The organism is Campylobacter novaezeelandiae, from assembly GCF_018968685.1.
Taxonomy (GTDB): domain Bacteria; phylum Campylobacterota; class Campylobacteria; order Campylobacterales; family Campylobacteraceae; genus Campylobacter_D; species Campylobacter_D novaezeelandiae.
This window is the reverse complement of the sequence record NZ_CP076657.1, coordinates 1462260-1487041: the sequence shown is the minus strand read 5'-3', so window position 1 is coordinate 1487041 and position 24782 is coordinate 1462260. Positions and strand designations below refer to the sequence as shown.

At 29.5% G+C, this 24782-nt stretch carries 24 protein-coding genes and 2 pseudogenes; 9 read left to right on the top strand and 17 right to left on the bottom strand.

Annotated elements, in window-relative coordinates; translation table 11 throughout:
• Window positions 1-8 precede the first annotated feature (8 nt).
• Window positions 9-545, bottom strand: a complete 537-nt coding sequence (locus tag CNZW441b_RS07540; protein WP_131165634.1) for a phosphorylase family protein — start codon at window positions 543-545, stop codon at window positions 9-11.
• Between the two features lie 77 nt (window positions 546-622).
• Between CNZW441b_RS07540 and rsmA the strand changes: the two genes are divergently transcribed.
• The 4 genes from rsmA to CNZW441b_RS07520 all read left to right on the top strand — a co-directional run bounded on the left by rsmA (window position 623) and on the right by CNZW441b_RS07520 (window position 5423).
• Window positions 623-1408: a 16S rRNA (adenine(1518)-N(6)/adenine(1519)-N(6))-dimethyltransferase RsmA gene (gene rsmA, locus CNZW441b_RS07535; protein WP_131163205.1), complete on the top strand. Its 786-nt coding sequence runs from the start codon at window positions 623-625 to the stop codon at window positions 1406-1408.
• Complete coding sequence (locus tag CNZW441b_RS07530; RefSeq protein WP_131163204.1) at window positions 1389-3344, top strand: ribonuclease J; 1956 nt, start codon at window positions 1389-1391, stop codon at window positions 3342-3344. The genes rsmA and CNZW441b_RS07530 overlap by 20 nt, the downstream gene beginning before the upstream one ends.
• Window positions 3345-4067: 723 nt before the next feature.
• Window positions 4068-4637 carry a hypothetical protein gene (locus tag CNZW441b_RS07525; RefSeq protein WP_131163203.1) on the top strand — a complete coding sequence of 190 codons (570 nt, stop codon included), beginning with the start codon at window positions 4068-4070 and terminating at the stop codon, window positions 4635-4637.
• 24 nt (window positions 4638-4661) lie between these two features.
• On the top strand, window positions 4662-5423 hold the full coding sequence (locus tag CNZW441b_RS07520; RefSeq protein WP_131165636.1) for a pseudouridine synthase: 762 nt from the start codon (window positions 4662-4664) through the stop codon (window positions 5421-5423).
• 25 nt (window positions 5424-5448) lie between these two features.
• Here the strand turns inward: CNZW441b_RS07520 and CNZW441b_RS07515 are convergent, their stop codons facing one another.
• The 3 genes from CNZW441b_RS07515 to CNZW441b_RS07505 all read right to left on the bottom strand — a co-directional run bounded on the left by CNZW441b_RS07515 (window position 5449) and on the right by CNZW441b_RS07505 (window position 9754).
• On the bottom strand, window positions 5449-6444 hold the full coding sequence (locus CNZW441b_RS07515) for a type II asparaginase (RefSeq protein WP_131165640.1): 996 nt from the start codon (window positions 6442-6444) through the stop codon (window positions 5449-5451).
• 114 nt (window positions 6445-6558) lie between these two features.
• Window positions 6559-8130, bottom strand: a complete 1572-nt coding sequence (gene recJ / locus CNZW441b_RS07510; RefSeq protein ID WP_131163201.1) for a single-stranded-DNA-specific exonuclease RecJ — start codon at window positions 8128-8130, stop codon at window positions 6559-6561.
• Complete coding sequence (locus CNZW441b_RS07505) at window positions 8117-9754, bottom strand: CTP synthase (RefSeq protein ID WP_131163200.1); 1638 nt, start codon at window positions 9752-9754, stop codon at window positions 8117-8119. The genes recJ and CNZW441b_RS07505 overlap by 14 nt, the downstream gene beginning before the upstream one ends.
• Before the next feature lie 105 nt (window positions 9755-9859).
• Between CNZW441b_RS07505 and CNZW441b_RS07500 the strand changes: the two genes are divergently transcribed.
• The 4 genes from CNZW441b_RS07500 (at window position 9860) to thyX (ending at window position 12406) form a co-directional block, all read left to right on the top strand.
• Entirely contained in the window at window positions 9860-10042 is a 183-nt protein-coding gene (locus CNZW441b_RS07500; RefSeq protein ID WP_216681397.1) for a hypothetical protein, read from the top strand.
• A gap of 232 nt (window positions 10043-10274) precedes the next feature.
• Complete coding sequence (locus tag CNZW441b_RS07495; protein ID WP_131163198.1) at window positions 10275-10883, top strand: 6-hydroxymethylpterin diphosphokinase MptE-like protein; 609 nt, start codon at window positions 10275-10277, stop codon at window positions 10881-10883.
• The gene (locus CNZW441b_RS07490; RefSeq protein WP_131163197.1) at window positions 10838-11761 is read left to right on the top strand and encodes a motility associated factor glycosyltransferase family protein; all 924 of its coding nucleotides are present in this window, start codon (window positions 10838-10840) and stop codon (window positions 11759-11761) included. Before CNZW441b_RS07495 ends, CNZW441b_RS07490 begins: the two co-directional genes overlap by 46 nt.
• Before the next feature lie 24 nt (window positions 11762-11785).
• On the top strand, window positions 11786-12406 hold the full coding sequence (gene thyX / locus CNZW441b_RS07485; protein ID WP_216681396.1) for an FAD-dependent thymidylate synthase: 621 nt from the start codon (window positions 11786-11788) through the stop codon (window positions 12404-12406).
• Here the strand turns inward: thyX and CNZW441b_RS07480 are convergent.
• The 13 genes and pseudogenes from CNZW441b_RS07480 to CNZW441b_RS07420 all read right to left on the bottom strand — a co-directional run.
• Window positions 12407-12694: pseudogene (locus CNZW441b_RS07480) on the bottom strand (Na+/H+ antiporter NhaC family protein); the annotation flags it as partial.
• A 12-nt stretch (window positions 12695-12706) separates the two neighbouring features.
• Entirely contained in the window at window positions 12707-14005 is a 1299-nt protein-coding gene (locus CNZW441b_RS07475; protein WP_131186447.1) for a Na+/H+ antiporter family protein, read from the bottom strand.
• A 305-nt stretch (window positions 14006-14310) separates the two neighbouring features.
• On the bottom strand, window positions 14311-16890 hold the full coding sequence (gene flgE, locus CNZW441b_RS07470) for a flagellar hook protein FlgE (RefSeq protein ID WP_131163194.1): 2580 nt from the start codon (window positions 16888-16890) through the stop codon (window positions 14311-14313).
• 154 nt (window positions 16891-17044) lie between these two features.
• Window positions 17045-17248 (bottom strand): hypothetical protein, encoded by a 204-nt coding sequence (locus tag CNZW441b_RS07465; protein ID WP_216681395.1) that lies wholly within the window; start codon window positions 17246-17248, stop codon window positions 17045-17047.
• Window positions 17238-18137 (bottom strand): annotated as a pseudogene (locus CNZW441b_RS07460) (flagellar hook protein FlgE); the annotation flags it as partial. The pseudogene CNZW441b_RS07460 and the gene CNZW441b_RS07465, both read right to left, overlap by 11 nt.
• A gap of 33 nt (window positions 18138-18170) precedes the next feature.
• Complete coding sequence (locus CNZW441b_RS07455) at window positions 18171-18800, bottom strand: protein-L-isoaspartate(D-aspartate) O-methyltransferase (protein WP_131163443.1); 630 nt, start codon at window positions 18798-18800, stop codon at window positions 18171-18173.
• A gap of 59 nt (window positions 18801-18859) precedes the next feature.
• A complete protein-coding gene (locus tag CNZW441b_RS07450; protein ID WP_131163444.1) occupies window positions 18860-20236 on the bottom strand; it encodes a nicotinate phosphoribosyltransferase in 1377 nt (458 codons plus the stop codon).
• 3 nt (window positions 20237-20239) lie between these two features.
• On the bottom strand, window positions 20240-21262 hold the full coding sequence (locus CNZW441b_RS07445; protein WP_131163445.1) for a ribonucleotide-diphosphate reductase subunit beta: 1023 nt from the start codon (window positions 21260-21262) through the stop codon (window positions 20240-20242).
• 1 nt (window position 21263) lies between these two features.
• Window positions 21264-21686, bottom strand: coding sequence for an RDD family protein (locus CNZW441b_RS07440; protein WP_216681393.1), 423 nt, complete (start codon window positions 21684-21686; stop codon window positions 21264-21266).
• Complete coding sequence (pyrE, locus tag CNZW441b_RS07435; protein ID WP_131186950.1) at window positions 21686-22294, bottom strand: orotate phosphoribosyltransferase; 609 nt, start codon at window positions 22292-22294, stop codon at window positions 21686-21688. Before pyrE ends, CNZW441b_RS07440 begins: the two co-directional genes overlap by 1 nt.
• Before the next feature lie 3 nt (window positions 22295-22297).
• Entirely contained in the window at window positions 22298-22855 is a 558-nt protein-coding gene (gene frr / locus CNZW441b_RS07430; RefSeq protein ID WP_216681392.1) for a ribosome recycling factor, read from the bottom strand.
• Window positions 22856-22864: 9 nt separating this feature from the next.
• Window positions 22865-23206: a preprotein translocase subunit SecG gene (gene secG / locus CNZW441b_RS07425; protein ID WP_131163449.1), complete on the bottom strand. Its 342-nt coding sequence runs from the start codon at window positions 23204-23206 to the stop codon at window positions 22865-22867.
• A gap of 104 nt (window positions 23207-23310) precedes the next feature.
• A complete protein-coding gene (locus tag CNZW441b_RS07420) occupies window positions 23311-24006 on the bottom strand; it encodes a Bax inhibitor-1/YccA family protein (RefSeq protein WP_200218355.1) in 696 nt (231 codons plus the stop codon).
• A 155-nt stretch (window positions 24007-24161) separates the two neighbouring features.
• Between CNZW441b_RS07420 and CNZW441b_RS07415 the strand changes: the two genes are divergently transcribed.
• Window positions 24162-24782, top strand: coding sequence for a carbonic anhydrase (locus tag CNZW441b_RS07415; protein WP_216681391.1), 621 nt, complete (start codon window positions 24162-24164; stop codon window positions 24780-24782).

Here is a 24782-nt window from a genome sequence, read left to right as displayed (position 1 = left end):
CTTATATTTTAGAGATAATTATGTTCTTTTAAATATTGTATTAAATTTTCTTTGGCTTTTTGATGATTTTTTATGAAATCTTTATGTGCGTTTTCATTGCAAAAATTAGTTGCACATAGAATACACTCTGCAAAAATTCCAAAATTTTTAGCCACGCTTAAAACAGCAAAAGCCTCCATATTTTCAGCAAAAAAATCTAATTTAGCAAATTCTTTGGCAGCTTTTTTATCTTGACAAATATAATTTGAAGAATTTATTTTAATTGTTTCACAAGAAACATTTTCATTTTTAAGACAAATTTCATTTTGTGCTGGAGTGTAAAAATTGTTTGAAATTTTTGAAAATTCAATATTATAGGCATGAGAGCTTTTATAAATTTCTAAAATTTTACCCTTTTCGTATAATCCACAAGTCCCTATAAATACTAGATTTGATGGTTTATATATATGACAGATTTTAGTTAGATTACAAGTTGCTTCTACTAATCCTATGCCTATAGCTTTGGCAAATGAGAAATTTTCATTACCTCCTGCACAAATTATCATCTAATCCTTTCTTAATTTATTTTTAGAATTTTATCTAAAAAGACTTAATTAAGAATTTTTAGATAAAATAATTCTTTATGATTAAAGCAAAAAAATATTATGGACAGAATTTTTTAAATAATAAAGAAATAGTTTATAAAATCATCCAAGCCATACCCAAAGAAACAAATAATATTGTTGAGATTGGGCCTGGCTTAGGTGATTTAACGCAAGAACTTTTAAAAATTTCTTTTGTTAAAGCATATGAAATCGATAAAGAACTTATACCGCTTTTGCAAAAGAAATTTCAAAAAGAAATCGAATGTGGAAAATTAAGATTATTACATCAAGATGCAAGCGAGGTTAAAGGAAGTTTTGATGAAAATAAGTATTTTTTGATTGCAAATTTACCTTATTATATAGCAAGTCATTTAATTTTAAAGGCCTTAGAAGATGAAAACTGTTTAGGGCTTATTGTTATGGTACAAAAAGAAATGGCTCTTAAATTTTGTGCTAAAGAAAATGAAAAAGAATTTTCTTCTTTAGGAGTTTTAAGTGCTTTAATTTGCAAAAGAAAAATACTTTTTGATGTAGATCCTAAATGTTTTAATCCCGAACCAAAAGTTGTCTCATCTGTGATGAGTTTGATAAAGGAAAAAGAATTTAGGGAACTTTGTAATATAGAAGATTTTAAATTTTTTTTAAAAGATTGTTTTAAATTTCCAAGAAAACAGCTTCTTAAAAATTTGAGTCTTCATAGAAATAAAGTTTTAGAAATTTTAAATAGTCTTAATATAAAAGAAAATGCAAGACCCCACGAAATTTGCGTTGATTCATACCTTAAAATTTATGAAAAATTAAAGGATGAATATGAGCGAAAATAATCAAGAAAACCAAGAGCAAAAGATAAATTTTAATTCTAAAAACAATAAACATTATAAATATAGAAATAAAAGAAAAAAAAATATTCAAAATTCAGAACACGAAAACTCAAATTCTAATACTCAAAATAATCAAGAAGAAAAAAAGAAAAAAAGAAAAAATCTTCCTTCTAAATTAATCGGAAATGAAGACTGGCAGATCGCTCTTGCTGAGTGTATAGAAGCAAATCGTATTTCGCATGAAAATCGTTTAAATCCTCTAAAATACAATAACTCAAGTGAACACAAGATCCGCATAACTCCTCTTGGTGGTTTGGGTGAAATTGGTGGCAATATTACTATTTTTGAAACAAATAATGAAGCTATTATTGTAGATATAGGTATGAGTTTTCCAGATGGGACTATGCACGGAGTAGATATTATTATACCTGATTTCTCTTATGTTAGAAAAATTAAGGATAAGATTAAAGCTATTATCATCACTCATGCACACGAAGATCACATAGGAGCTGTGCCTTACTTTTTTAAAGAATTTCAATTTCCAATCTATGCAACTCCTTTAGCCTTAGGAATGATTTCAAATAAATTTGAAGAACATGGTTTAAAAAGCGAGAGAAAATGGTTTAGACCTGTAGAAAAAAGAAAAATTTATGAAATAGGTGAATTTGATATAGAATGGATTCATATCACTCACTCTATCATCGATGCTTCTGCACTTGCTATAAAAACTAAAGCAGGAACTATTATACATACGGGTGATTTTAAAATAGATCAAACCCCAATTGATGGTTATCCTAGTGATTTGGGACGTTTAGCACAATATGGAGAAAATGGAGTTTTATGTCTTTTAAGTGATAGCACCAATTCTTACAAGGAAGGCTATACAAAAAGTGAAAGTTCTGTTGGGCCTACTTTTGATCAAATTTTTTCAAAGACTAAAGGTAGAGTGATAATGAGCACTTTTAGCTCTAATATTCACCGCGTTTATCAAGCTATCACTTATGGTTTAAAATACGGAAGAAAAGTTTGTGTTATAGGTCGTTCTATGGAGAGAAATCTCTATACCACAATGGAACTTGGTTATATCAAGTTAGATAGAAAAATTTTTATTGATGCTGATGAAGTGAATAAATACAAAGACAATGAAGTTTTAATTGTAACTACAGGAAGCCAAGGCGAAACAATGAGTGCTTTATATAGAATGGCAACTGATGAACATAAATTTATAAAAATCAAGCCAAGCGATCAAATTATCATTTCAGCTAAAGCTATCCCAGGTAATGAAGCAAATGTTTCTGCGGTGCTTGATTATTTGCTTAAGGCTGGTGCTAAAGTAGCATATCAGGAATTTAGCGAAATTCACGTAAGTGGGCATGCAAGCATAGAAGAACAAAAACTTATGCTAACACTAATAAAACCAAAATTTTTCCTACCAGTTCATGGTGAGTATAATCATATCACTAAGCATAAAGAAACAGCTATGAAGTGTGGAATCCCTGAAAGAAATATTTATCTTATGAGCGATGGGGATCAGGTTGAGATTTGTCAAAAATATATCAAACGCGTAAAAACAGTTAAAACAGGAAAAGTTTTTGTAGATAATCAAATCAATAAACAAATCGCTGATGATGTAGTAATCGATCGTCAAAATTTAGCCGATAATGGAATAGTTGTTATCATAGCTCAGCTTGATAAAGCTTCAAAAACACTTGTTAATAAACCTAGAGTTTTTAGCTATGGACTTGTAGCTGATAGACAAGATCACGCATTTTCAAAGGAAATGGCTGAAGTTTTGGCTCAATTCTTTAGCAATGTTAAAGATGAAGTTTTAAATGATCCAAGATTTTTAGAAAATCAAATCAGACAAGTATTAAGAAAGCATATATTTAGAAAAATTAAAAAATATCCAACTATAGTCCCAACTATTTTTGTAATGTAAAATTTTATTCAAAGCTTCTTAAAGGAGTTTTGAATTTTTTCAAGAATTAAAGTAATGAAAATTTTATATAATAATTTTTTGGTTTTATTGAAAAGTAATATATTTTATTTCTTTATTTTTTTTATACTTATATTTTTTACCAGAAATTAATGATTTTATTAGAATACATTTTATACAAAATGATATAAATCACTTAGATACTTTTTCTCAGATGATGTGGCTTTAAGTGATTTTAGAAATATTTCAAGCTTTTTTAATTGCACCTTTATTTTATCTTTTAGGAAAAATAAAGAAAATCCATTAAAAATATTTTATTTTACTTTTTTTGTTTTTATTGTTATAGGCTGGGTGGTGGTTAATTATAAAGTTATTAATTATCGTATAAATTCACATTATTTATTTTTATATTTTCAATGATTTATAATTGTTTAGAATTTCTTGTAATGTTTTTTATTACTTTGTTTTTGGTTAAAGAAAGAATAAAAATATTAATTTTTATTTGTTTTGTTAAATTTATTGTTAGCTTTTTGATAGATTTTATTTTTTTAAAATATACAGATTGTGGTGTGTATTATAAAACGTAAGTTCCGTTGTTTCTAATATTGATAACTATTAGTTTTTATTATTATATAAAATTTTATATATGATAGCTTTAAAAATATTAAAATACGATTTATTGCAAAAACTCATATATTTCTAGCTTTAGAGCAGTTGCTAGATAATATGGCTTATATATTTGTAATTTTAGCAAGCTTAAATTTAATGCATCAAAACAGTGAATATTTTATAGCTATGTCTTATTTTTGGGGATTTATACTTGTATTTATTTTGAGTTTTGGTAGTATTATTCAAAAGATTATTGTAAAAAAAGATGAAATTTGTTTTAAGAATAAATTGATTTTTATATTTTCAATAAATATCTTTTTTATATTTTTGGTTATTATAAGTTATTTTTATATCCAACAAATAGCAACTTTTATAGGATTAAATTTAAATAATCAAAGCTTAAGTATCATTAAATCCCTTTATTTTGCTTATGTAATATTTCATTTAAGTTATAGTATAAAATGTATTTTTTATGCTGCAGGTTGTTTTGAAAAAACACTTTTAATAAGCATCTTAATTAATTTTTGTATATATTTCCCTTATTATTTTTTAGTTATAGATAATATAGATTTTCTTATAAAAATATTTTCTATTGGAGTTTGTTTAAATTTTATCATTTCTTCTGTATTTTTAGTATTTTTCATAAAAGCGAATGTGAATAATAAAAATGTTAAAATTACAAGTTAGTTTTAAACAAATCAAGGCATAACAATGAGAATCAATAAATTCATTTCACACAATAGCCATTATTCTCGTCGTGAGGCAGATGAACTTATTAAACAAGGTTTAGTCAAGATCAATAATAAAATAGCCCTTTTAAGCGATGGGGTAAAATTTGATGATAAGATTTTTATCAAAGGCAAAAGACTTCAAAAAAGAACAAGTTTTAGTGTGATTATTTATCATAAGCAAAAAGGCGAGATTGTTTCTAAAAAAGATGATAGAGGTAGAAAAATTATTTATGATAGCTTGCCAAAACAATTTCGTAATTGGCTAAGTGTAGGAAGACTTGATTTTGCAAGTGAAGGTTTGCTTTTATTAACAGATTCTCCCGTGATAGCTTCTTCTTTAATGCGTAGTGATTTAGAAAGGGAGTATTATTTAAAAGTTAAAGGCATAGTAAATAAACAAGTTATAGAGGCTATGCAAAACGGGCTTGAAATTCAAAATGAAAAAAAAGGAGCTCATGCTAAAACAAAAATCACTTCTATGAGTTTTGCCCCTTTTTTAGACTATGAAATTTTTGGTTCAAGTGGAGGTTATACTAAACTTAGGGTTATTATTAATGAGGGTAAAAACAGAGAACTTAGGCGTTTTTTCGCTCATTTTGATTTAGAGGTGATGGATCTTAAAAGAGTAGCTTTTGGAGCGCTTGATTTAGGTATTTTAAAAGCAGGAAAATATCGCTTTTTAGAAAAAGGAGAATACGAAAAATTAAGAGATTTTTTAAAGTTTAATAATATTAAATATTAAAGCCTTTTTAAAGGCTTTAATATTTTTAGTATTTTTCAAAATATTTTTGTATAGTATTTATATCGTTTGTTTTGGTAAGAGCTAACATTAAAAGAACTCTTGCTTTTTGTGGATTTAAACCTTGTGTATTAATAAAGCCTAAATCTTTATCATCTTTACTTAGGGCAACAGATCCTGCCACTACTCTTGAGCTTATGGCAACTTTTAGGCCTTGTTTCATAAGTTCTTTTAATACTTCTTTTTGATTTTGATGAATGCTTCCAGCTCCACTTCCTGCTATCACTAAACCTTTTGTACCATTTTCAAATAAAGCTTTAGCAGCAACGCCATTTCCATCATTGGAATAAGTATAAAGTATATCAACCTTTGGCAAAGTATCTAATTTGCTCACATCAAAAGGAGTTTTTTTGGTATGTTCTTTTAAATTTGTATTATAAAAAAATACCTTTCCATCTACAATATAACCTAAATTTCCAAAATTAGGCGAAGAAAAAGCATCAACATTTAAAGTGTGGGTTTTGCTTGCATCTCTTGCACCTTGTATTTTATCATTCATTGCTATCATTACACCTTTGTTTTTGGCCTCTTTGCTTGCAGCTAGGGCTACGGCATTATAAAGATTTTTTGGACCGTCTGCACTCATAGCACTTGCAGGACGCATAGCTCCCACTAAAACGACAGGTTTATCGCTTTTGATAGTTAAATTTAAAAAATAAGCAGTTTCTTCCATAGTATCAGTTCCATGAGTGATTACTACACCATCGATATCTTTTTTGAGAAGTTCATTGATTTTTTTAGCAAGTTTTAGCCAAATTTCATCAGTCATATTAGAACTATCAATATTTGCAACTTGCTCTCCGCTAACTTGTGCTAAATCTTTAATTTGTGGAACGGCTTTGATTAAAGTTTCAATTCCTATAACTCCTGCTTTGTATCCTGTTGTTTCTAGTTCATTATCAATGGATCCGGCTATAGTTCCACCTGTGGCTAATATAACAATTTTTGGTTTTGCTTCTAGCATACTTGCTCCTAAAATTAAAAACATTATTATAAAAATAATATTTTTCATAAACTCTCCTTTATTATTTATTGCAATATATTAAATTATATTAATAAATAACAAACAAAAGTTAAATCAATAAATTTCTTTGACAATGAATTGAGGGACTATTAAACCTCTATATTCATTTTTAGAAATACTTCCAACTAGAGTGATTTTTTCGTTTAAATTCGGTTCTTTATCAAAATTAAAAAATAGAGCTTCTATTGTTTTGCTATCTTTATTTAATATGAGTTTTAAATGCTTTTCTTCTTTTCCTATAAGTTTTTTGTTTTTAACATTTAAATTTTCTAAAACAAAAAAAGGTCTTGGATTTTTATATCCAAAAGGCTCAAAAGACTCTAAAATTTCAAGCATTTCAAAATCAATTTCAATTGGATCTAAAATTCCTAAAATTTCATCTGCATCATTAAATTCATTTTTGGGAATTTTAAGACATTCTTTAAAGATTAAATTTTTAAATTCATCTAAGTATTTAAAATCAAGACTAAATCCAGCTGCACCTTTGTGTCCTCCATAATTTTCAAGCAAAAAGTTAGCTTTTGTTATTAAAGACAAAACATCTACTTTTCCAACGCTTCTAGCACTACCTTTAAGTTTGTTTTCATTTTTTGAAAACACAAAGGCCGGTTTTTTAAAATGTTTGGCAAGACGACTTGCAACTATCCCCAATACTCCTTCGTGCCAATTTGCCCCGCCTACTATAATGCAAGCGTCTTTTTCGTCAATTTGTTTTAAAGATTCTTCGAAAAGTTGTTTTTCTTCGTCTTTTCTGTTTTCATTAAAATTCACAATTTGCTCTAGATAGTTTTGTGCATCTTGTAATTTTTTAGTATGCAAAAAACGATAAGAGATACTCGCATCATCCATTCTTCCAGCACTATTTATAAGAGGAGCAATTAAAAAGCTTATATTATCAAGTCCAAATTTATCTTTTTGATAGTATAGTTTTATCGCTTTAAAAGCGGCTCTATTTGATTTATTTATATATTCTATTCCTTTTCTAACAAGAGCGCGGTTTAAATCTCTAAGTTCCATCATATCAGCAATAATGGCAATGGCTAAAAGTTCTATAAATTTGGATAAATCATATTTGATTTTACAAACTTCTTTTAAAGCAGCGACTAAATACCATGCCACTTGTGCGCCACAAATTTCTATATTAGGGAATTTACAATCTTCTTGTTTTGGATTTATAATGGCAAAAGCATCAGGCAGGGTTTGCAAGGGCATATGGTGATCGGTGATGATTAAATCAATATTTTTTTCTTTGCAAAGTTTAGCAGCATCAATAGCAGCTATGCCATTATCAACAGTTATAATTAAATCACAATCTAATTCTTTAATAATTTCTTCATTAAGCCCATAGCCATCTTTAAAACGATTAGGAATTTTGACTACATAATCAAAACCAAGATCATCAAAAAATTCAGATAGTATCACGCAAGAAATAATACCATCTACATCATAATCACCCACTATGGCAACTTTTTGATTTTTTTCTATGGCTTCTTTAATGCGATTTGCCCCTTTATAAATATCTTTTAAGCAAGAGGGCAAAGGTAAATCGCATAATTTTGTATGCATATCATTTTCAAAACGTAATTTTAAAATTCTTTTTATATCTTCTTTGTTAATTGTATTCATTATTTAATGCTGCTTTTATAAATCCACAAATTACAGGATTTGCATTTTCAAGTCTTGAGGTAAATTCAGGATGAAATTGCACTGCTAAAAAGAAAGGATGATTTTTAAGTTCTATGGCCTCAATAAGTCCTTTATTTTCTCCACTTATGATAAGTCCTTTATCTTCATACATTTTTTTGTATTTTGGATTGGCTTCATAACGGTGACGATGTCTTTCTTTTACCGATTTGGCATTGTGATAAATTTTGCTTAATAAACTATCTTTTTTAATTTCGCACTCATAAGATCCAAGACGCATAGTTCCACCTAGTGGCGTTTTACTTGTTCTAATTTGTTTAGTTCCATTAGAATCTATAAATTCATCAATTAGATAAACAATAGGGTTTTGACATTTTTCATCAAATTCGCTTGAATTTGCATCTTTTAATTTTAAAACATTTCTTGCAAATTCAATAAGAGCAAGTTGCATGCCAAGGCAAATTCCTAAAAAAGGGATATTGTGCTCTCTTGCATAATTTATTGCTTTTATTTTGCCTTCAACTCCCCTATACCCAAAACCTCCAGCAACTAAAATTCCATTTACATCTTTTAAATCTTCTAAAGAATCTAAATTTTGCAATTTCTCGCTATCTATCCATTTGATATTAACTTTAGTATCAAGTGCTGCTCCAGCATGGATTAACGCTTCTGTTAAACTTTTATAGCTTTCTTTAAGATCGATGTATTTTCCAACAAAAGCAATTTTTACCTCATTGCTTGGAGCAATTACTCTTTTAACAAGGTTGTTCCAATTTTCCATATCGGGTTTTAAATTTTTAAGATCTAAAATATTTGCAATAGCACTTAAAATATCTTGTTTTAAAAAATTAAGTGGAATTTGATAGATACTTGCTGCATCAATGCTTTCTATCACGCAATTTTTTTCAACCCCACAAGAAATAGCTATTTTATTTTTCAATTCTTTATCAAGCGATTTTTCACTACGACAAATGATCATATCAGGACTTATACCTATACGACGTAATTCTCCTACGCTGTGTTGAGTAGGTTTTGTTTTAAGTTCTCCTGCGGCTTTTATAAAAGGCACAAGAGTAAGATGAATATTCATAGCATTATTCTTGCCCACTTCAAGTTTTAATGCACGTATGGCTTCTAAAAAAGGTAAGCCTTCTATATCTCCAACTGTTCCGCCAATTTCTACTATGAGTATATCTTTATCTTTTCCTGCATTTTTTATTCTATCTTTGATTTCATCTACTATATGAGGGATTACTTGTATAGTTTTTCCAAGATATTCCCCTCGTCTTTCTTTTTCTATCACGCTTTGATAAACGCGCCCTGTTGTAAAATTATTGCTTTGAGATAAGCTTTCATCTAAAAAACGTTCATAGTGTCCTAAATCAAGATCGGTCTCAGCCCCATCATCTGTAACAAAAACTTCTCCATGTTCAAAAGGACTCATTGTTCCAGGGTCTACATTGATATAAGGATCAGCTTTTAAAATTCCTATATTAAGCCCTGAATTTTTTAAGAGTGTTCCAATGGATGCTGCAGCTATACCTTTGCCTAAAGAGCTAAGAACACCTCCGGTTACAAAGATATATTTTGTTTGTTTTAGCTTCATTGATTTACCTTAGATTTTTTGTTTTATTATAACCCAAAAAAGCTTTTTATTTTATTATTTATAAAGTAATTTTGTGTAAGAATTTATAATTTTTTAAGGAAAAATATGAATTTTACAAATACTCAAAAAGCTCTCTTTGATAAAAACCTAAAAGCCTTAAAAAATCCTATTTTAAAACAAGATTTAAGTCAGCTTAAAACCCTTAAATTTAAGATTATTTTAGGAAAGCATAATTTAGATATTAATATTATAGGGGGGGGAGTAAGAGCCTTTATAAAGATGTTTTAAGTGAGCTTAATGAAAAGCTTATAAAATATCAAACTCATTTTGCATTTTATCCAATACTTTATTTTATGGTTTTGGGAATGGAGTTTTGCTTAAGGCTTTGCTTTAAAACACAAATCATAGGCATATTATTGTTTTTGAAAAAGAATTAGAAATTCTTTATATAGTATTTCACTTATTTGATTTTTCTAGTTTTTTAAAAGAGCAAAGATTAATTATTTTTTATACCGACAAAATGAGCATAAATGACTATGCTAATTTTTGTTCTACTCCTGTTTTTGTAAGATATGCAAAAGTTTATCATCTAGAATTAATGAGTGAGTATTATTTTAAATTTCAAGAAGATATTTTAAAAGTCAATGAAACGATAATGTCTTATTTTAAAAAAGAAATTCTAACTAATGGAAATGATCCAAAAGATGTTTTAATGGGTTTAGAAAATTTTATAATCAATTTGCCCAAAATGATTACGCGCCCTAGTTTTACAAATCTCATTCAAGATCGTTGCAAGTCTTTTGAGAATGCTATCATAGTATCAACTGGGCCTAGCTTAACAAAGCAACTCCCTTTGCTTAAAGAAAATGAAAAAAGCTATAATTTTTGTGCTGATAGCGCCTATCCTATTTTAGCCAAAGAGGGCATTAAACCTGATTATGTTTGCATGGTGGAAAGAACTGATTTTACGGCTGAATTTTTTAATAATGACTTTAAAGAATTTGATAAAGATATAACTTTTATTTTAGCAGGAGTGGCATCTCCTAAGGCTTGTGAATTTTTAGAAAAAACAATCGTTCTTTTATGCTTATACCAAGGGATTATCTTTTTGCTTTTTATCTTGACTTAAAACCTTTTTCTTATGTTTTTTACTCAGTTAGCGTGGCGCATTTAGCTTTTGTGATAGCTTTGAATTTGGCATTTAAAAATATTATTTTTATAGGTCAAGATTTAGCCTTTAATGATGAGGGAGATTCCCACCCAAAAGATTATAAACATACTCCAAAATATGAGAGTAGCAACTATAAAGGTTTAAAGGCTTTAGCTTATGGAGGAAAAACACAGGCTAAAACTCAAGAAGCATGGGTTTATTTTAAGCAAGTTTTAGAACAAATGATAAATGAGGCAAAATGTTATGGCATAGAAGTTTATAATGCCACAGAAGGTGGATTAAGGATAGAAGGAAGCATAGAAAAACCTTTTTCTTTGTGTATTAAAGAGCTTTTAAAAGATACAAAAAAATCTTATTTACCTTTAAGTGTATTAAGTTTTGCTAAGCAGAGTGAATTTTTATTAAAAGCTTTTGTAAAAATTATCAAAAGTATAAAAAATTGTAAAAAATTTGTTGATAAAATCAGTCAAAAGATAGCTTATATAGAACAAAGCCACCTTGATTTAGAGCAAACAAAAAAGACAATCAAAGATTTAGAGTGTTTAAAACAAGAATTATTTAATTTTAAAGATCTTTTAGGGCTTTTGCAACCTAGTTCTTTTCAGCTTGAGCTTAGTTTGGCAAAAATTTCTGTGATAAATGTTAAAAACGAAGAAGAACTTTTAAGAAAAAATTTACTCTTTATTGAAGAATTTATAGAGTATTTTAGACTAGTTAAGGGTTTATTGAGCCTTCAAAGGCAAAGTTTTTTAAAACATATTTGCGCACTAGAGAATGAACTTATAAAAAGAGGTTTTGAAAATAAAATTTTAAAAATAAAAGATAATATATGCTAAAATTTCAAAAATTAAGGAGTTTTTATGCAGATTACTTTACTTCATCACACACCACTTTTTGTATGTTCTCACGCTACTAGAACTTGTTGGCAAAGTTTTGATAAGGGTGATTGCGGAGGAGAAAAAGATAAAGAATTAATAGATCGTGTAGGCAATAAATTTAAACATTCTTCTACTTTAGAACATTTAAACTATACTTTTTATATACAAGGGATTTCTAGGGCTTGTTTGCAAGAGGTTGCGCGCCATCGTCATACTAGCCCTAGCGTAAAAAGCACACGCTACACTTTAAAAGAACTTAGAAATGAAGATGAGTTTAAAATTGGAGATTTTGAGAATGCAAGCCGCTATCTCGTTCTTTGTGGCAATGAAGAGGTAGATAATGCTAGTATAAAAGCTTTAGAAAATTTGCGTCTTATTTTGCAAAAAAGCATTAGTTTAGACATTGCTAAATACTGCTTACCAGAAAGCTATAAAACAGAACTTACTTTAAGCATTAATGCAAGAAGTTTACAAAATTTTATCGCTCTTAGAAGTTCAAAATCAGCTCTTTGGGAAATAAGAAATTTAGCTAATGCTTTATTTAAAGCCTTGCCAGAGGATCATAAATTTATATTTGAGCATTGTTTATATAAGGAAGGATAATTAATGCTTTTGGTCAAAAGCATTAAAATTCCTACACCTTCTTGCTTCTAATAAATAAAAAGTTTTATTTATCTTAATGTGATCGTGCTGTTTATCAGCATTAAGTCCTACACTAACACCCATTGTGGTTTCGCTTGCTGGACTTCCTGCATCACCAAGTGCTCCTGCAACTCCTATTATAAAGACTATTAAAGCAAGAGAAAAATTTAATTCTAAACAAATAGGAACAAAAAGAGTTGTGATAATAGGTATAGTTTCAAAAGAAGTTCCTATACCCATTATAAAAAGTTTCTAAAAATTCTATAAAAAGAGTGCTATCACACTTCCAATAAACAATAAAGTTCCATTATAAAAGATAAAAGTAGGGATACAAGTATCTTTAATGTGATCGTGCTGTTTATCAGCATTAAGTCCTACACTAACACCCATTGTGGTTTCGCTTGCTGGACTTCCTGCATCACCAAGTGCTCCTGCAACTCCTATTATAAAGACTATTAAAGCAAGAGAAAAATTTAATTCTAAACAAATAGGAACAAAAAGAGTTGTAATGATAGGTATAGTTCCAAAAGAAGTTCCTATGCCCATAGTGATTAAAAGCCCTATTAAAAGCATTATAAAAATAGCTAAAAATTTACTTTCTTTCATAAAAGGAACAACAGAATTTACAAGCTCATTTACAGCGCCACTTTGTTTTAAAACTTCTCCATATCCAGCTGCTACGAGTATAACAAAGGCTATAAAGCCCATCATTTTTAAACCGTCATCAAAAATTAAATCGATTTTTTTATACTCCACTCCGCCTAAAGCTACCATCAAAACAAAACCTAAAAGTCCAGATAAAGGTAAATTCATTGTAGCAATTTGACAGATTAAGGTTACAACAAGTCCTGCTAAAACTCCCCATTCTTTACGAGTCATTTTAAGATTGTCAAAATCTACTTTAGAAAATTCTATCTCTTTGTATTCTCTTGGTTTTCTATAAAAAACAAAAATAGCCAAAAAAAGTCCAAGTATCATACAAAAAGCAGCTAGATACATAGTATTGGTAACATCATTTAAAGATATATTGACTCCATTAGAAGCAATATTATCTTTTATCAAGTCTTGAAAAGTGAGTCCAAAACCCACAGGCAATACCATATAAGGAGTAGTAAGTCCAAAAGTTAAGGCACAAGCTACCGCTCTACGATCAATTTTTAAGCGATTAAAAAGGCTTAAAAGAGGCGGGATTAAAAGCGGTATAAAAGCCACGTGTATAGGCACTAAATTTTGTGAAAAACAAGAAATAATTGTTAAAGAAATTAGTAAAAAATATTTTTTATGTGAAATAAAATGACTTACGATTTTGATTAAGTAAGCGGTTAAATTTGTTTTAGAAATGGCAGCTGCAATAGCCCCTAGTAAAATATAGCTTAGAGCAGTTTTTAAATTTTCTTTCATACCACCTATTAAGATATCCATAGTTTCGACCATAGATAAGTGAGAAAGCATTCCAGCTACTAAAGCAGAGATTAAAAGGCTAAGTAAGACATTAAAACGAAAAATACAAAGTAAAGTCATTAAAATAACACTTATAATAATGGGATTACTTAAGAGCATATAATTTCCTTAAAAAGTATTAAATCTTTTATCATACTTATAAAAGATTAATTTTTGCTTTATTAATTTATAAATTAAAGCTAAAAGATAAGTTTTTGTGTAGTATTTGCTTTTTTATATTTTTAAATTTATAAAAAGTATCAATTAAATTGCAACCCACCAAAAGGTGAGTTAGCAATAATTGAAGGCATCAAGCCTACGTATAAATCTTGTATTGTAAAACCACTAAAAGTAGGCTTGCAAAGCAAGATTTTTATCTAAGATTAACTTAGATAAAAACTTTATCCAAAAAGGATAAAGTTTGATTATTGTTTTAATTGGATCAAAGTTTGAAGCATTTGATCGCTAGTTGAAATAGTTTTAGAGTTTGCTTGATAACCCCTTTGGATAATGATAAGCTCAGTTAAAGAACGGCTTAAATCCACGTTTGACATTTCAAGCGCTGAGGTTTTCATCTCCCCACGTCCACCTGTTCCAGCTTCTCCAACTACTATATTTCCACTATTTGCAGTAACTTTGAAAAGATTTCCGCCTATTTCTTCAAGACCTGAGTTATTTGCTACTGAAGCCATAGCTATTTTTGCTACTGCAAAGGTTTTTCCATTTGTAAATTCACCTAAGATATTTCCTTTATCATCAACGCGTATTGCATCAGGTTTTAAGTTTCCTGAAGTGTAGCCATCTGTGGCTTGATTGGTAAGAGCTGAAGCTGAGTTAGAACTTACAAGACCATCATTACTTCCACTTGTTCCAAAGGAAAGCTTGATTTGTTGATTTGGAGCTGCACCATTATTTGGTGAAAAATTAATCGTTCTTGGATTGTAATTTGACAAAGAGCCATCATTGTTAAATCTTGCTGTTCCTACTATGATATTATTTGGACCTTCGCCTGTAGTATTAATCTCTGCAGGTTCTGGAACACGGATAATCATTTGCCATTCATTACCACCATCTTGAGTGGTGCTTTGTTTTACAAATTGCACTTCTAAAGTATGTTTTGATCCTAAAGAGTCATAAATTTCAAGTCCGGCCGAAAAAGCACTAAGCTTTAAAAGTTCGCTTTGTTTTACTTGATTTCCAGCAGGGAAAGATCCATCAAGTCCTTTAAAGATTTTTGTAAAGGCATCATTAGTGCTTACAGTTCCTCTCTCATCTGTATAAGCTGTGATATTAAAATTCATATTATGAGGTCCAAAATTTAATGGTCCTTGACCCCCTGTAACAAGCGTTGGACTATTTGAACTTTCATTAACATTAGTGATAGAAAAAGCTCCTGAAGAATTTACAACTACTTTAACATTTTCATTTACATCTGCTGCAGCAAATGTCCCATTTCCATCATAATCAACCCCATATCTTGCATCTCTTTGTAAAAGTTCTCTTAAATCTTCAGTAGTATGAAAAGTTCTTACTTCAGTGTTTAATAAAGAACCATTCATTACAGCATTGTAATAATTTTGTGAACCAATAACATTTGTATCTGTACCATTCCAAGTAGGATTTCCTGCTCCCCCATTTGTTCCTGGAACATAAGCATAACCTCCATCAGGATTATACATAGGAGGAAGGGTTTGAGGTGAAGAACTATAGATATATTTATGAGCTGTTATAACTTGTGCATTTCTACCACCTGTTAGAGCATCTTGTCCGGTATTACCACCTGTAGCTGTCCATAAAGAAGCATTATTTTGTTGCACTTGTTGATATGCAAATGAACCTTCTGCTCCATCTTGCCCTGCTGTCCAAGTTGCTGTCCAAACTTCACCTGCTGTATTATCAGAATTTACTACAAGATTGATATTTTTCATATTATCAGTAGTACCATCTGAATTATCATTGATAAAATCTATACCACTACCATCAGAATTTTTTACTGCTTTAACTCCTGTGCCTTGTCTTGTGTCATTAGGGGCTGTAAAAGTATTAATATAAGTTATAGCTTCATCTATACTTGATATGTTATCATTTTCTATCTTTACTCCATTTAAAACTATACTTAATTTTGTTTTTTGATCACCATTTCCCCAGAAAGCTGCTGTTTGATTTTGTTGTAAATTAGGATTAAAAGCACTAACACCTAAAGAGTTTGTAGAGTATTTTGCATCTGCATAAGATACCCAAATACCTTGTCCATCTCTTAAATTTAAGCCTTGTCCATTAGCATTAAATAAAGATGCTGCATCAACACCTTTTTCTGTAACTTCAACTGAATTTTTAGAAGTGGTATAAAATTGAGTAGTTCCTGTATCATTTTCATCTTTAGTTTCATTTGTTTTGCTATTATATCCGTGAACAGAATCTAGGGCATATAATGGTCTGCTGGCTGTTCCTATATTAAGCCCGCTGTTAAGATTTGCTTTAATAGCTACTTCGGTTGATTGTGCTGCAGGGATGTGCATGCCTGGATCGATGAAAATATTTTTTGGACTTCTTGAAGAATCAATGCTTTGAGTATCCCAGTCGATATTCCAACCTTGGACAACAAAACCTGCATTATTAACAAAATTCCCATAAGCGTCAAGTTTAAAATCCCCTGCACGTGTAAGGTAGTTTGTAAGACCACCATCATCACTTACCATAAAAAACCCATCTCCATTGATCGCAACGTCAGTATTTTTATCGGTGGTTTGAACTGAACCTTGAGAGTGAATTCTTGTTGTGGAGCTAACTGAAGTTCCAAGCCCTATTTGTAAAGGGTTTTGTCCCCCTCTTCCATCAGTTGGAGCTGTGGCAATTTTTACTGTTTGGCTAAACATAGTTCCAAAATCAGCACGAGAGTATTTAAAACCTGCTGTATTAACGTTTGAAATGTTATTACCTTCAACGTCCATTGCAATTTGGTGTGCTTGAAGTCCGCTAACTCCGGACCAAAGTGATCTCATCATAATTAAATCCTTTATAAAGTATTGCTTAAAATTATTCGAAAAAATACTAAGCAATTTTTGTTCCAATTTTAAATTTATTTTGGGTGGGTGGGTGGGATAATGTCACACTTTGTTTCGCATTGAAAATGTTGAAATAAAGTGTGACATTAAAAATTTATACCAAGGTATTAATATAAGTTATAGCTTCATCTATACTTGATATGTTATCATTTTCTATCTTTACTCCATTTAAAACTATACTTAATTTTGTTTTTTGATCACCATTTCCCCAGAAAGCTGCTGTTTGATTTTGTTGTAAATTAGGATTAAAAGCACTAACACCTAAAGAGTTTGTAGAGTATTTTGCATCCTCTCTCATCTGTATAAGCTGTGATATTAAAATTCATATTATGAGGTCCAAAATTTAATGGTCCTTGACCCCCTGTAACAAGCGTTGGACTATTTGAACTTTCATTAACATTAGTGATAGAAAAAGCTCCTGAAGAATTTACAACTACTTTAACATTTTCATTTACATCTGCTGCAGCAAATGTCCCATTTCCATCATAATCAACCCCATATCTTGCATCTCTTTGTAAAAGTTCTCTTAAATCTTCAGTAGTATGAAAAGTTCTTACTTCTGTATTTAAAAGTCCTCCTTGTATAGCTGACCAATAATTATTCTCAGCTGTTCCTGGGGTATTTTGATTATTTGCATTAAATGAAGCTCCTCCATCTGGATTATACATAGGTTTTAAATCAACAGGAGTTGAACTATAAACGTATTTATGTGCTGTAATCACTTGAACTTTATTCTGATTTTGTGCAGCAGTTCCTGCTATCCAATGTGTTCCTTGATCCTTATTTATAGGATTTCCAGCTGGTCTAAGTTGAGTATTTTCCCAATCAAATACTTGTTTGCCGCCTTCTTTTTTAACCCTAATATTACACAACTCCCCAGCTGAGTTAGTATCATTTACTTGTAAATCAATATTTTTCATATTATCAGTAGTGCCATCAGAATTAGTATTAATAAAATCTATACCACTACCATCTTTATTTCTAACAGCCTTAACTCCTGTTCCCTCTCTATTATCATTAGGGGCTGTAAAGGTGTTAATATAAGCTATAGCTTCATCTAAACTTTTAATACTTTCATTTTTAATATTAATACCATTTAAAGTAATATCTAAAGTAACAGGCTTACTTTCATGTCCCCAAAATATTACAGTTTGATTTTGATTTGGAACATTATTAGGATTAAAAACAGTTCCACCTTGAGTGCTAAATTGAGTTTTAAATCACTCTTTTCCATCTAAAATAGGGACAAATAAACATTCTTCTAAAATTTCTTTTTGTAAAGAGGTTCCATTTTTGGTTAATCTTGTAATGTATTGTTTGCCATTTTGAAGTATAGGAGCTACCAATACTCCATTATCGCTTAGTTGATCAAGTATGATTTCAGGTATAGAAGTAGCATAAGCTGAAAATAAAATTCTATCATAAGGCGCGTAGTTTTTCCAGCCATTTTGTCCATCATCATAACGCACATTAATATTGCTAAAACCTAAAGTTCTAAAAGTATTTGAAGCACTTTTGGCAAGATTTTCTATGCGTTCTATTGTAAAAACCCTTCTTATAACACGACTTAAAATCGCTGCTTGATATCCGCTACCACATCCTATTTCTAAAACGCTATCAGCATCTTTAAAATTTAAGGCCATGGTCATTTTTGCAACAGTTAAAGGAGAACTTATCCACTGAGAATTTGCTAAAGGCAAAGCATCTAAACGATATGCATGAGCTTTTAGAGGAGAAAAAATTTCACGCGGGACTTCACAAAAGGCATTAAAAAGTTCTTCGTTGATAAAGATCTTTTTGTCAATTTCTTCAGCCATAGTTTTTACACGTTTTTGTTCAAATGGATTCATTTTCACTCCTTAAATTTAAAAAAAAAATTGTAGCAAAAAATTTAATGCTTGAAAAATTCTCAGATTGTTTTAGTTAGAGAATTTTTGATTTTTAAAAGTTTATTTGAAAATTTAAGTTTATATTTTGTTTTGGATTTTAATGATAAAAAATTAGGATCTAGGGCTTTAAGTCCTTGTGTAACATAGGATCTAATTTCTTCTAAATCTTTTTTTTCTTTAATCCTTTTTCCATCTTTAAATACTAAATTTAAAAGTTCTTTTGCATAGTGTTCTTTTTTAAGAATAATTTTTTCATCATATATTAAAAGCTTATCATAAAGAGCTTTGTGTGAGTTTTTATCATAAATTCTATAAAGTTTTTTTAAATGTGGATAAATAGTTTTTTTGGAATTTTCGCTTATTTTGATTTTGGGTTTTATGATTTCATCTTTTTGAGTTGCTACAAGCTTATATACACAACCAAATATAGGATCGCTTTTTGCGGTTATAAGTCTTTCTCCTACTCCATAAGCATCAATAGGGGCGTTATTTGAAACTAGATCTTCTATAATAAATTCATCTAAAGAATTTGAAGCTATTATTTTGCATTCTTTAAGCCCTGCAAGATCGAGTTCTTTTCTTATAAATTTACTTAAATTTAAAAGATCTCCAGAGTCTAAACGCACAGCACCTTTTGTGATATTTAAAGATTTAAAAGCATTAATGGCATTTAAAAGACCTTTTTTTACATCATAGGTATCGATGAGTAAAATGGGTTGATTTGGATAGAGTTTAAGGTAAGTGATAAAAGCTTCGTATTCGTCATTAAACATTTGTATCCAAGAATGTGCCATAGTTCCTATAGCTTTTATATCGTAGATTTTAGCACTTAAAGTGCAAGAAGTTCCATCAAAACCAGCAATATAAGCCGATCTTGCCCCATTGATAGCCGCTTCACTCCCGTGTGCCCTGCGTGCACCAAATTCAAAAACAAGAACATGTTTCGCTGCTCTTTTTATACGATTTGCTTTAGTGGCTATAAGACTTTGGTGATTGATATTTAAAAGTATGAAAGTTTCTAAAAGTTGTGCTTCTATAGGATTTGCTTTAATAATCATCAAAGGTTCATTTGGAAAGATGATCTCGCCTTCATTTATAGAATAAATTGTGCCCATAAATTTAAAACGGCTTAGATATTCTAAAAATTCTTCACAAAAAATTTCTTGTTTTCTTAAAAATTCTATATCTTCTTTATCAAAATGTAAATTTTCAATAAATTCTAAAATACTTTCGAGTCCAGCAAATATAGCAAAAGGACCATTATCTGGTATTTTTCTGAAAAAAACTTCAAAATAACAAAGTTCATTTTCTAGTTTTTTTAGAAAATAGCCTTGTGCCATTGTGAATTCATAAAAATCACAAAGCAAGGCTAAATTTTGTTTTTTTTGTTCTTTCATTGATTAAAAATCATCAAAACTTATGCTACCTTTTGAGTAGTTGGTTACTTTACTTTCAAAGAAATTGCTTTTTTGATCATTGAATTTAGAAAAATCATCTACCCATTTGATAGGATGACTTGCATTGTAGATTTTATCAAGATTGATTGCTAATAATCTTTGATCTATTAAATAATGGATATATTCTTCTATAATATCATCTGTAAAGCCCATAATTTGATTTTGAGTGATATATTTTCCCCATTTGATTTCAAGTTCTCCAGCTTTTTTAAACATTTCATAAATTTTATTGATATTTTTATCGTTAAAAAGATCTGGTCTTTCTTTACGCGTTGAATTAATCATATTTTGAAATAAAAGCAAATGAGTGATTTCATCTCTTTGGATAAAACGAATCATTTGTGCAGATCCTAGCATTTTACCAGCTCTAGCTAAAGCATAGATCGCAGTAAAGCCACTATAAAAATAAATTCCTTCTAAAATTTGATTTGCTACCATTGCTAAAAGAAGTTTATTATCATCTACATCACCTGCTAATTCTTCATAAATTCCTGAAATAAAATCATTTTTTTCTCTTAAGGTTTCATCGTGTTTTTCCATTTCATAAATTAAATCAGTATTGTCACAAATTGCTTCTACCATAACAGCATAAGATTTTGAATGATTTGCTTCTTCGTAAGCTTGACGTGCTAAAACAGCATTGATTTCAGGAGCTGTAATATAAGGGTTGATATTATCAGCTAGATTGTTAGTTTGAAAACTATCCATAGAAATAAGTTGAGACCATACAAGATCATACATTCTTTTTTCAGCCGCAGTGAGATTGCAACGATAATCAAGAGCGTCTTTAGTGGTATCTACCTCTTTAGGAAACCAAGTGTTTGCTTCCATAACATCCCAAAGTTTTAAAGCCCAAGTATATTTTGCTTTGGTAAAATTTAAAATCCCGTGAGGATTTCCATCAAAAACTTTTCTATCATTTAAAGTTTCGTTTGAACTTGGGTTGTAAATTCTTTTTCTTTTCATTTTAAGCCTTTCTTTTTATAATACAACTTCTTGTTAATATATCATGTAAATTTAAACCATCTTTCCTAAAAAAGCTAAAAAATAATCCTATTAGCATTCCAAAGCTTATAAAAAATATAAAATATCTTAATATTATTTTTAAAAATTTAGGCTTTTTACCACTTTTTAAATCTATCAAATAAAGATCATATGCTTTTAAACCTGGGCTTTGGGCTGATTTGGCTAAAAATAAAGCTTGTATAAAGCCAAATAGTAAAGGACACAAGGCTGTAATGATACCATTTTGTAAAAAAGCATCTTTAGAGCCTAAAATAAAATAAAATAAATATAAAATTGGGACATAAAGTAAAAAAATATCTATAGTTAGAGCTTTAAAACGCAAGAAGCGTGAAGCAACTCTTACTTTAATTTTTTTTTCTTTCATTAATTTCCACGACTTCCAGGTTTGATGGCTGTGCTACCTTGATCACAAAGAGGACATTTATCATTATCATAAATTTCAAAGTCAAAATTACCCAAGGTAAAAAGAGGGATATCATTTGGAAGTTTTGCATTTTCTTTTGATTTTGTATTTAAATTTTTTACAGCACAAAAACCACGATTTGCTAAAGCAGCAAAAGCCACCACTTTGCCACCTAAATTTTCTATAATTTTTGCACTTTCTAAAGCACTTCCTCCTGTTGTGATAATATCTTCACAAATAATAAATTTTTCATTTTTTTTAACTTCAAAACCACGTCTTAAAGTCATTTCCCCATTTACTCTTTCTGTAAAAATGAAACGTTTATTACAAGATCTTGCTAATTCGTACCCAGCCAATAATCCTCCTAAAGCAGGAGAACAAATAGAGTCAAATTCTATAGAGTATTGAGAGATTATTTTTGCTAATTCATCACAAAGTTCTTGGGCTTTTTTAGGGTATTCTAAAACTTTTGCACTTTGTAAGTAGAATTTAGAATGCTTACCCGAGCTTAGTAGAAAATGTCCTTCTAATAAAGCTTCGCAATCTTTGTAGATTTGTTCTAAATTCATAGTTTATACCTTTAATAGTTCTGATTCTTTATTTTTTACACTTTCATCTACTTTGCTAATGTAAAGATCTGTAAGTTTTTGCACTTCATCATAAGCTTTTTTAGCTTCATCTTCTGAGATACTTTTATCTTTTTCCATTTTTTTTACACTATCATTTGCATCTTTGCGTATATTTCTTATGGCAATTTTCGCTTTTTCTCCCATAGCTTTAGCGTGTTTTACATTTTCTTCTCTTTGTTCTTTTGTCATAGGAGGAAAGAAAAGTTTTACACTTTCGCCGTCATTATTAGGATTTACTCCTATATTAGCTGCTGATATTGCAGTTTCGATATTTTTAAGCATAGATTTTTCCCAAGGAGTAATGCTTATAGTGGAAGCATCGTTTGCTAAAACAGTTGAAACTTGATTTAATGGTGTCAAATTTCCATAATAATCTACTTGTATATGATCTAAAATGTGAATATTAACTTTACCTGTTCTTAAGGTAGTAAAGTCTTTTTTTAATGATTCTAGGCTTTTTTCACAGTGAGCTTTTTGTTTATTAAAAATTTCATTTAACATTTAAATCCTTTACTTTGTAATATTATTTTCGTTATTGTTTGGCACAGAAGGAACGATGCTCATAGGTGGATTTGGAATGCTTGAGTTATTTTTAACAGTTATTTTTTCAGCTAAAGAGTCTCCAGAGGAAGTATTGTAAATGTAGCTTAAAGCGATGGTATTAGCTATTAATACAATTCCCATAAAAAAAGTAAATTTTGCTAAAAATCCAGCAGGACCTTTTGCTCCAAATAAGCTTTCATTGCTCCCACTATATGCTCCAAGTCCTATGCTTGAACTTTTTTGAAGTAAAACAGCTATACAAATAACAACAACAATGATAAACTGCAAAATAATTAAAAGAGTTGTCATATTTTTTCCTAAATTTGTGATTGTTTTTAAGAAAATATTTTAACTTATTTAAACTTGAAAAGATTTGAAATTATTAAGAAATTTGTGGGAATTTTTCCCACAAATTAACGATTATTTAAACTTCTTAGGATGTTAAGTAAGCTTACAAAAAGATTTACAAAGTCAAGATAAAGTGCTACGGCACCTTCAATTGGAGTTTCATAATTTCCACGAATGATATTTTGAGTATCATAAAGAATATAAAAAGAAAATAATATCGCCGCAATAGATGAAATAGCAAGGCTTATAATATCACTTTTAATAAAAATATTTAATAAACTTGCTGCTACTATAACTATAAGAACTATAAATAAAGCTTTTCCCATTGTTGTAAAATCTTTTTTTGTATTCATAGCAAAAATACTTAAAGCACCAAAAGCAACAGTTGTAAGTGCAAACGCTTGAGCAATTATAATAGCACCTGTTGGCAATGCAAGAACGGAAATTAATAAAGGTGTTAAAGTAAGACCTGAACAGAAAGTAAACCCAAAAAGTAAAATTAAATTTAATGGAGCCTCTCTTTTTTTCCATTGTAATGCAAAAAGAAGTCCTATTTCAACAATGAAAAGAATCCAAAAAGTTGCTTGAGATTGTATAAAAAAAGATGCTAAAGCAAAAATACCAACATAAGCACCAACACTAGCTGCCAATAAAGACGCTGCAAATAGCTGATATGTTTGTTTGATAAAAATACTTAGTTGGCTTGAGTAGCTTGTTTCAAGCTCTTTAGATTTTAAATAATCTCTATCATAAAGACTCATTATATCCTCCAAAAATTTATTTTAATTTTAATTGCAATATTAAAACTAAAAATACAAATTTATCAAATAAGTTTTAATCAAAAGTAAAAATATTTAGATTTATATAATAGTTTTTGATATAATTTATCTTTCATACTTTATAAATTAGGGTATATATGAAAGATCTTATTAAGGGTGCTATAAAGTTTATGCAAGAAGACTTTAAAGAGCATGAAGAGCTTTTTGCAAGTTTAAAAAATAAACAAAATCCTCATACGCTTTTTATAGGTTGTTCTGATTCTCGTGTTATACCTCATTTGATTACTAATACGGGTCCTGGAGAGCTTTTTGTTGTGAGAAATATTGCAAATATTATCCCTCCTTATAGGGTAGGAGATGACTTTTTAGCTTCAACTTCTGCAATCGAATATGCTTTAAATTCTTTACATATTAAAAATATAGTTGTTTGCGGACACAGTAATTGCGGGGGGTGTAGCGCGCTTTATTATCCAAAAAAAGAGCTTGATAAAATGCCCAATGTTAAAAAATGGCTTACACTTCTTAAAGATATCAAAAAAGATGTTTTAAAATTTTCTAAAGATTTAGCAATGCGTTCATGGTTGACAGAAAAACTTAATTTAATTAATTCTTTGCAAAATATTTTAACCTATCCTGGAGTTTTGAAGTCTTTTGAGGAGGGTAAATTAGAAATTCATGCTTGGTATTATATTATCGAAACAGGTGAAATTTACGAATATAATTTTAAATCTAAAGTTTTTACTTTAATTCAAGGATAA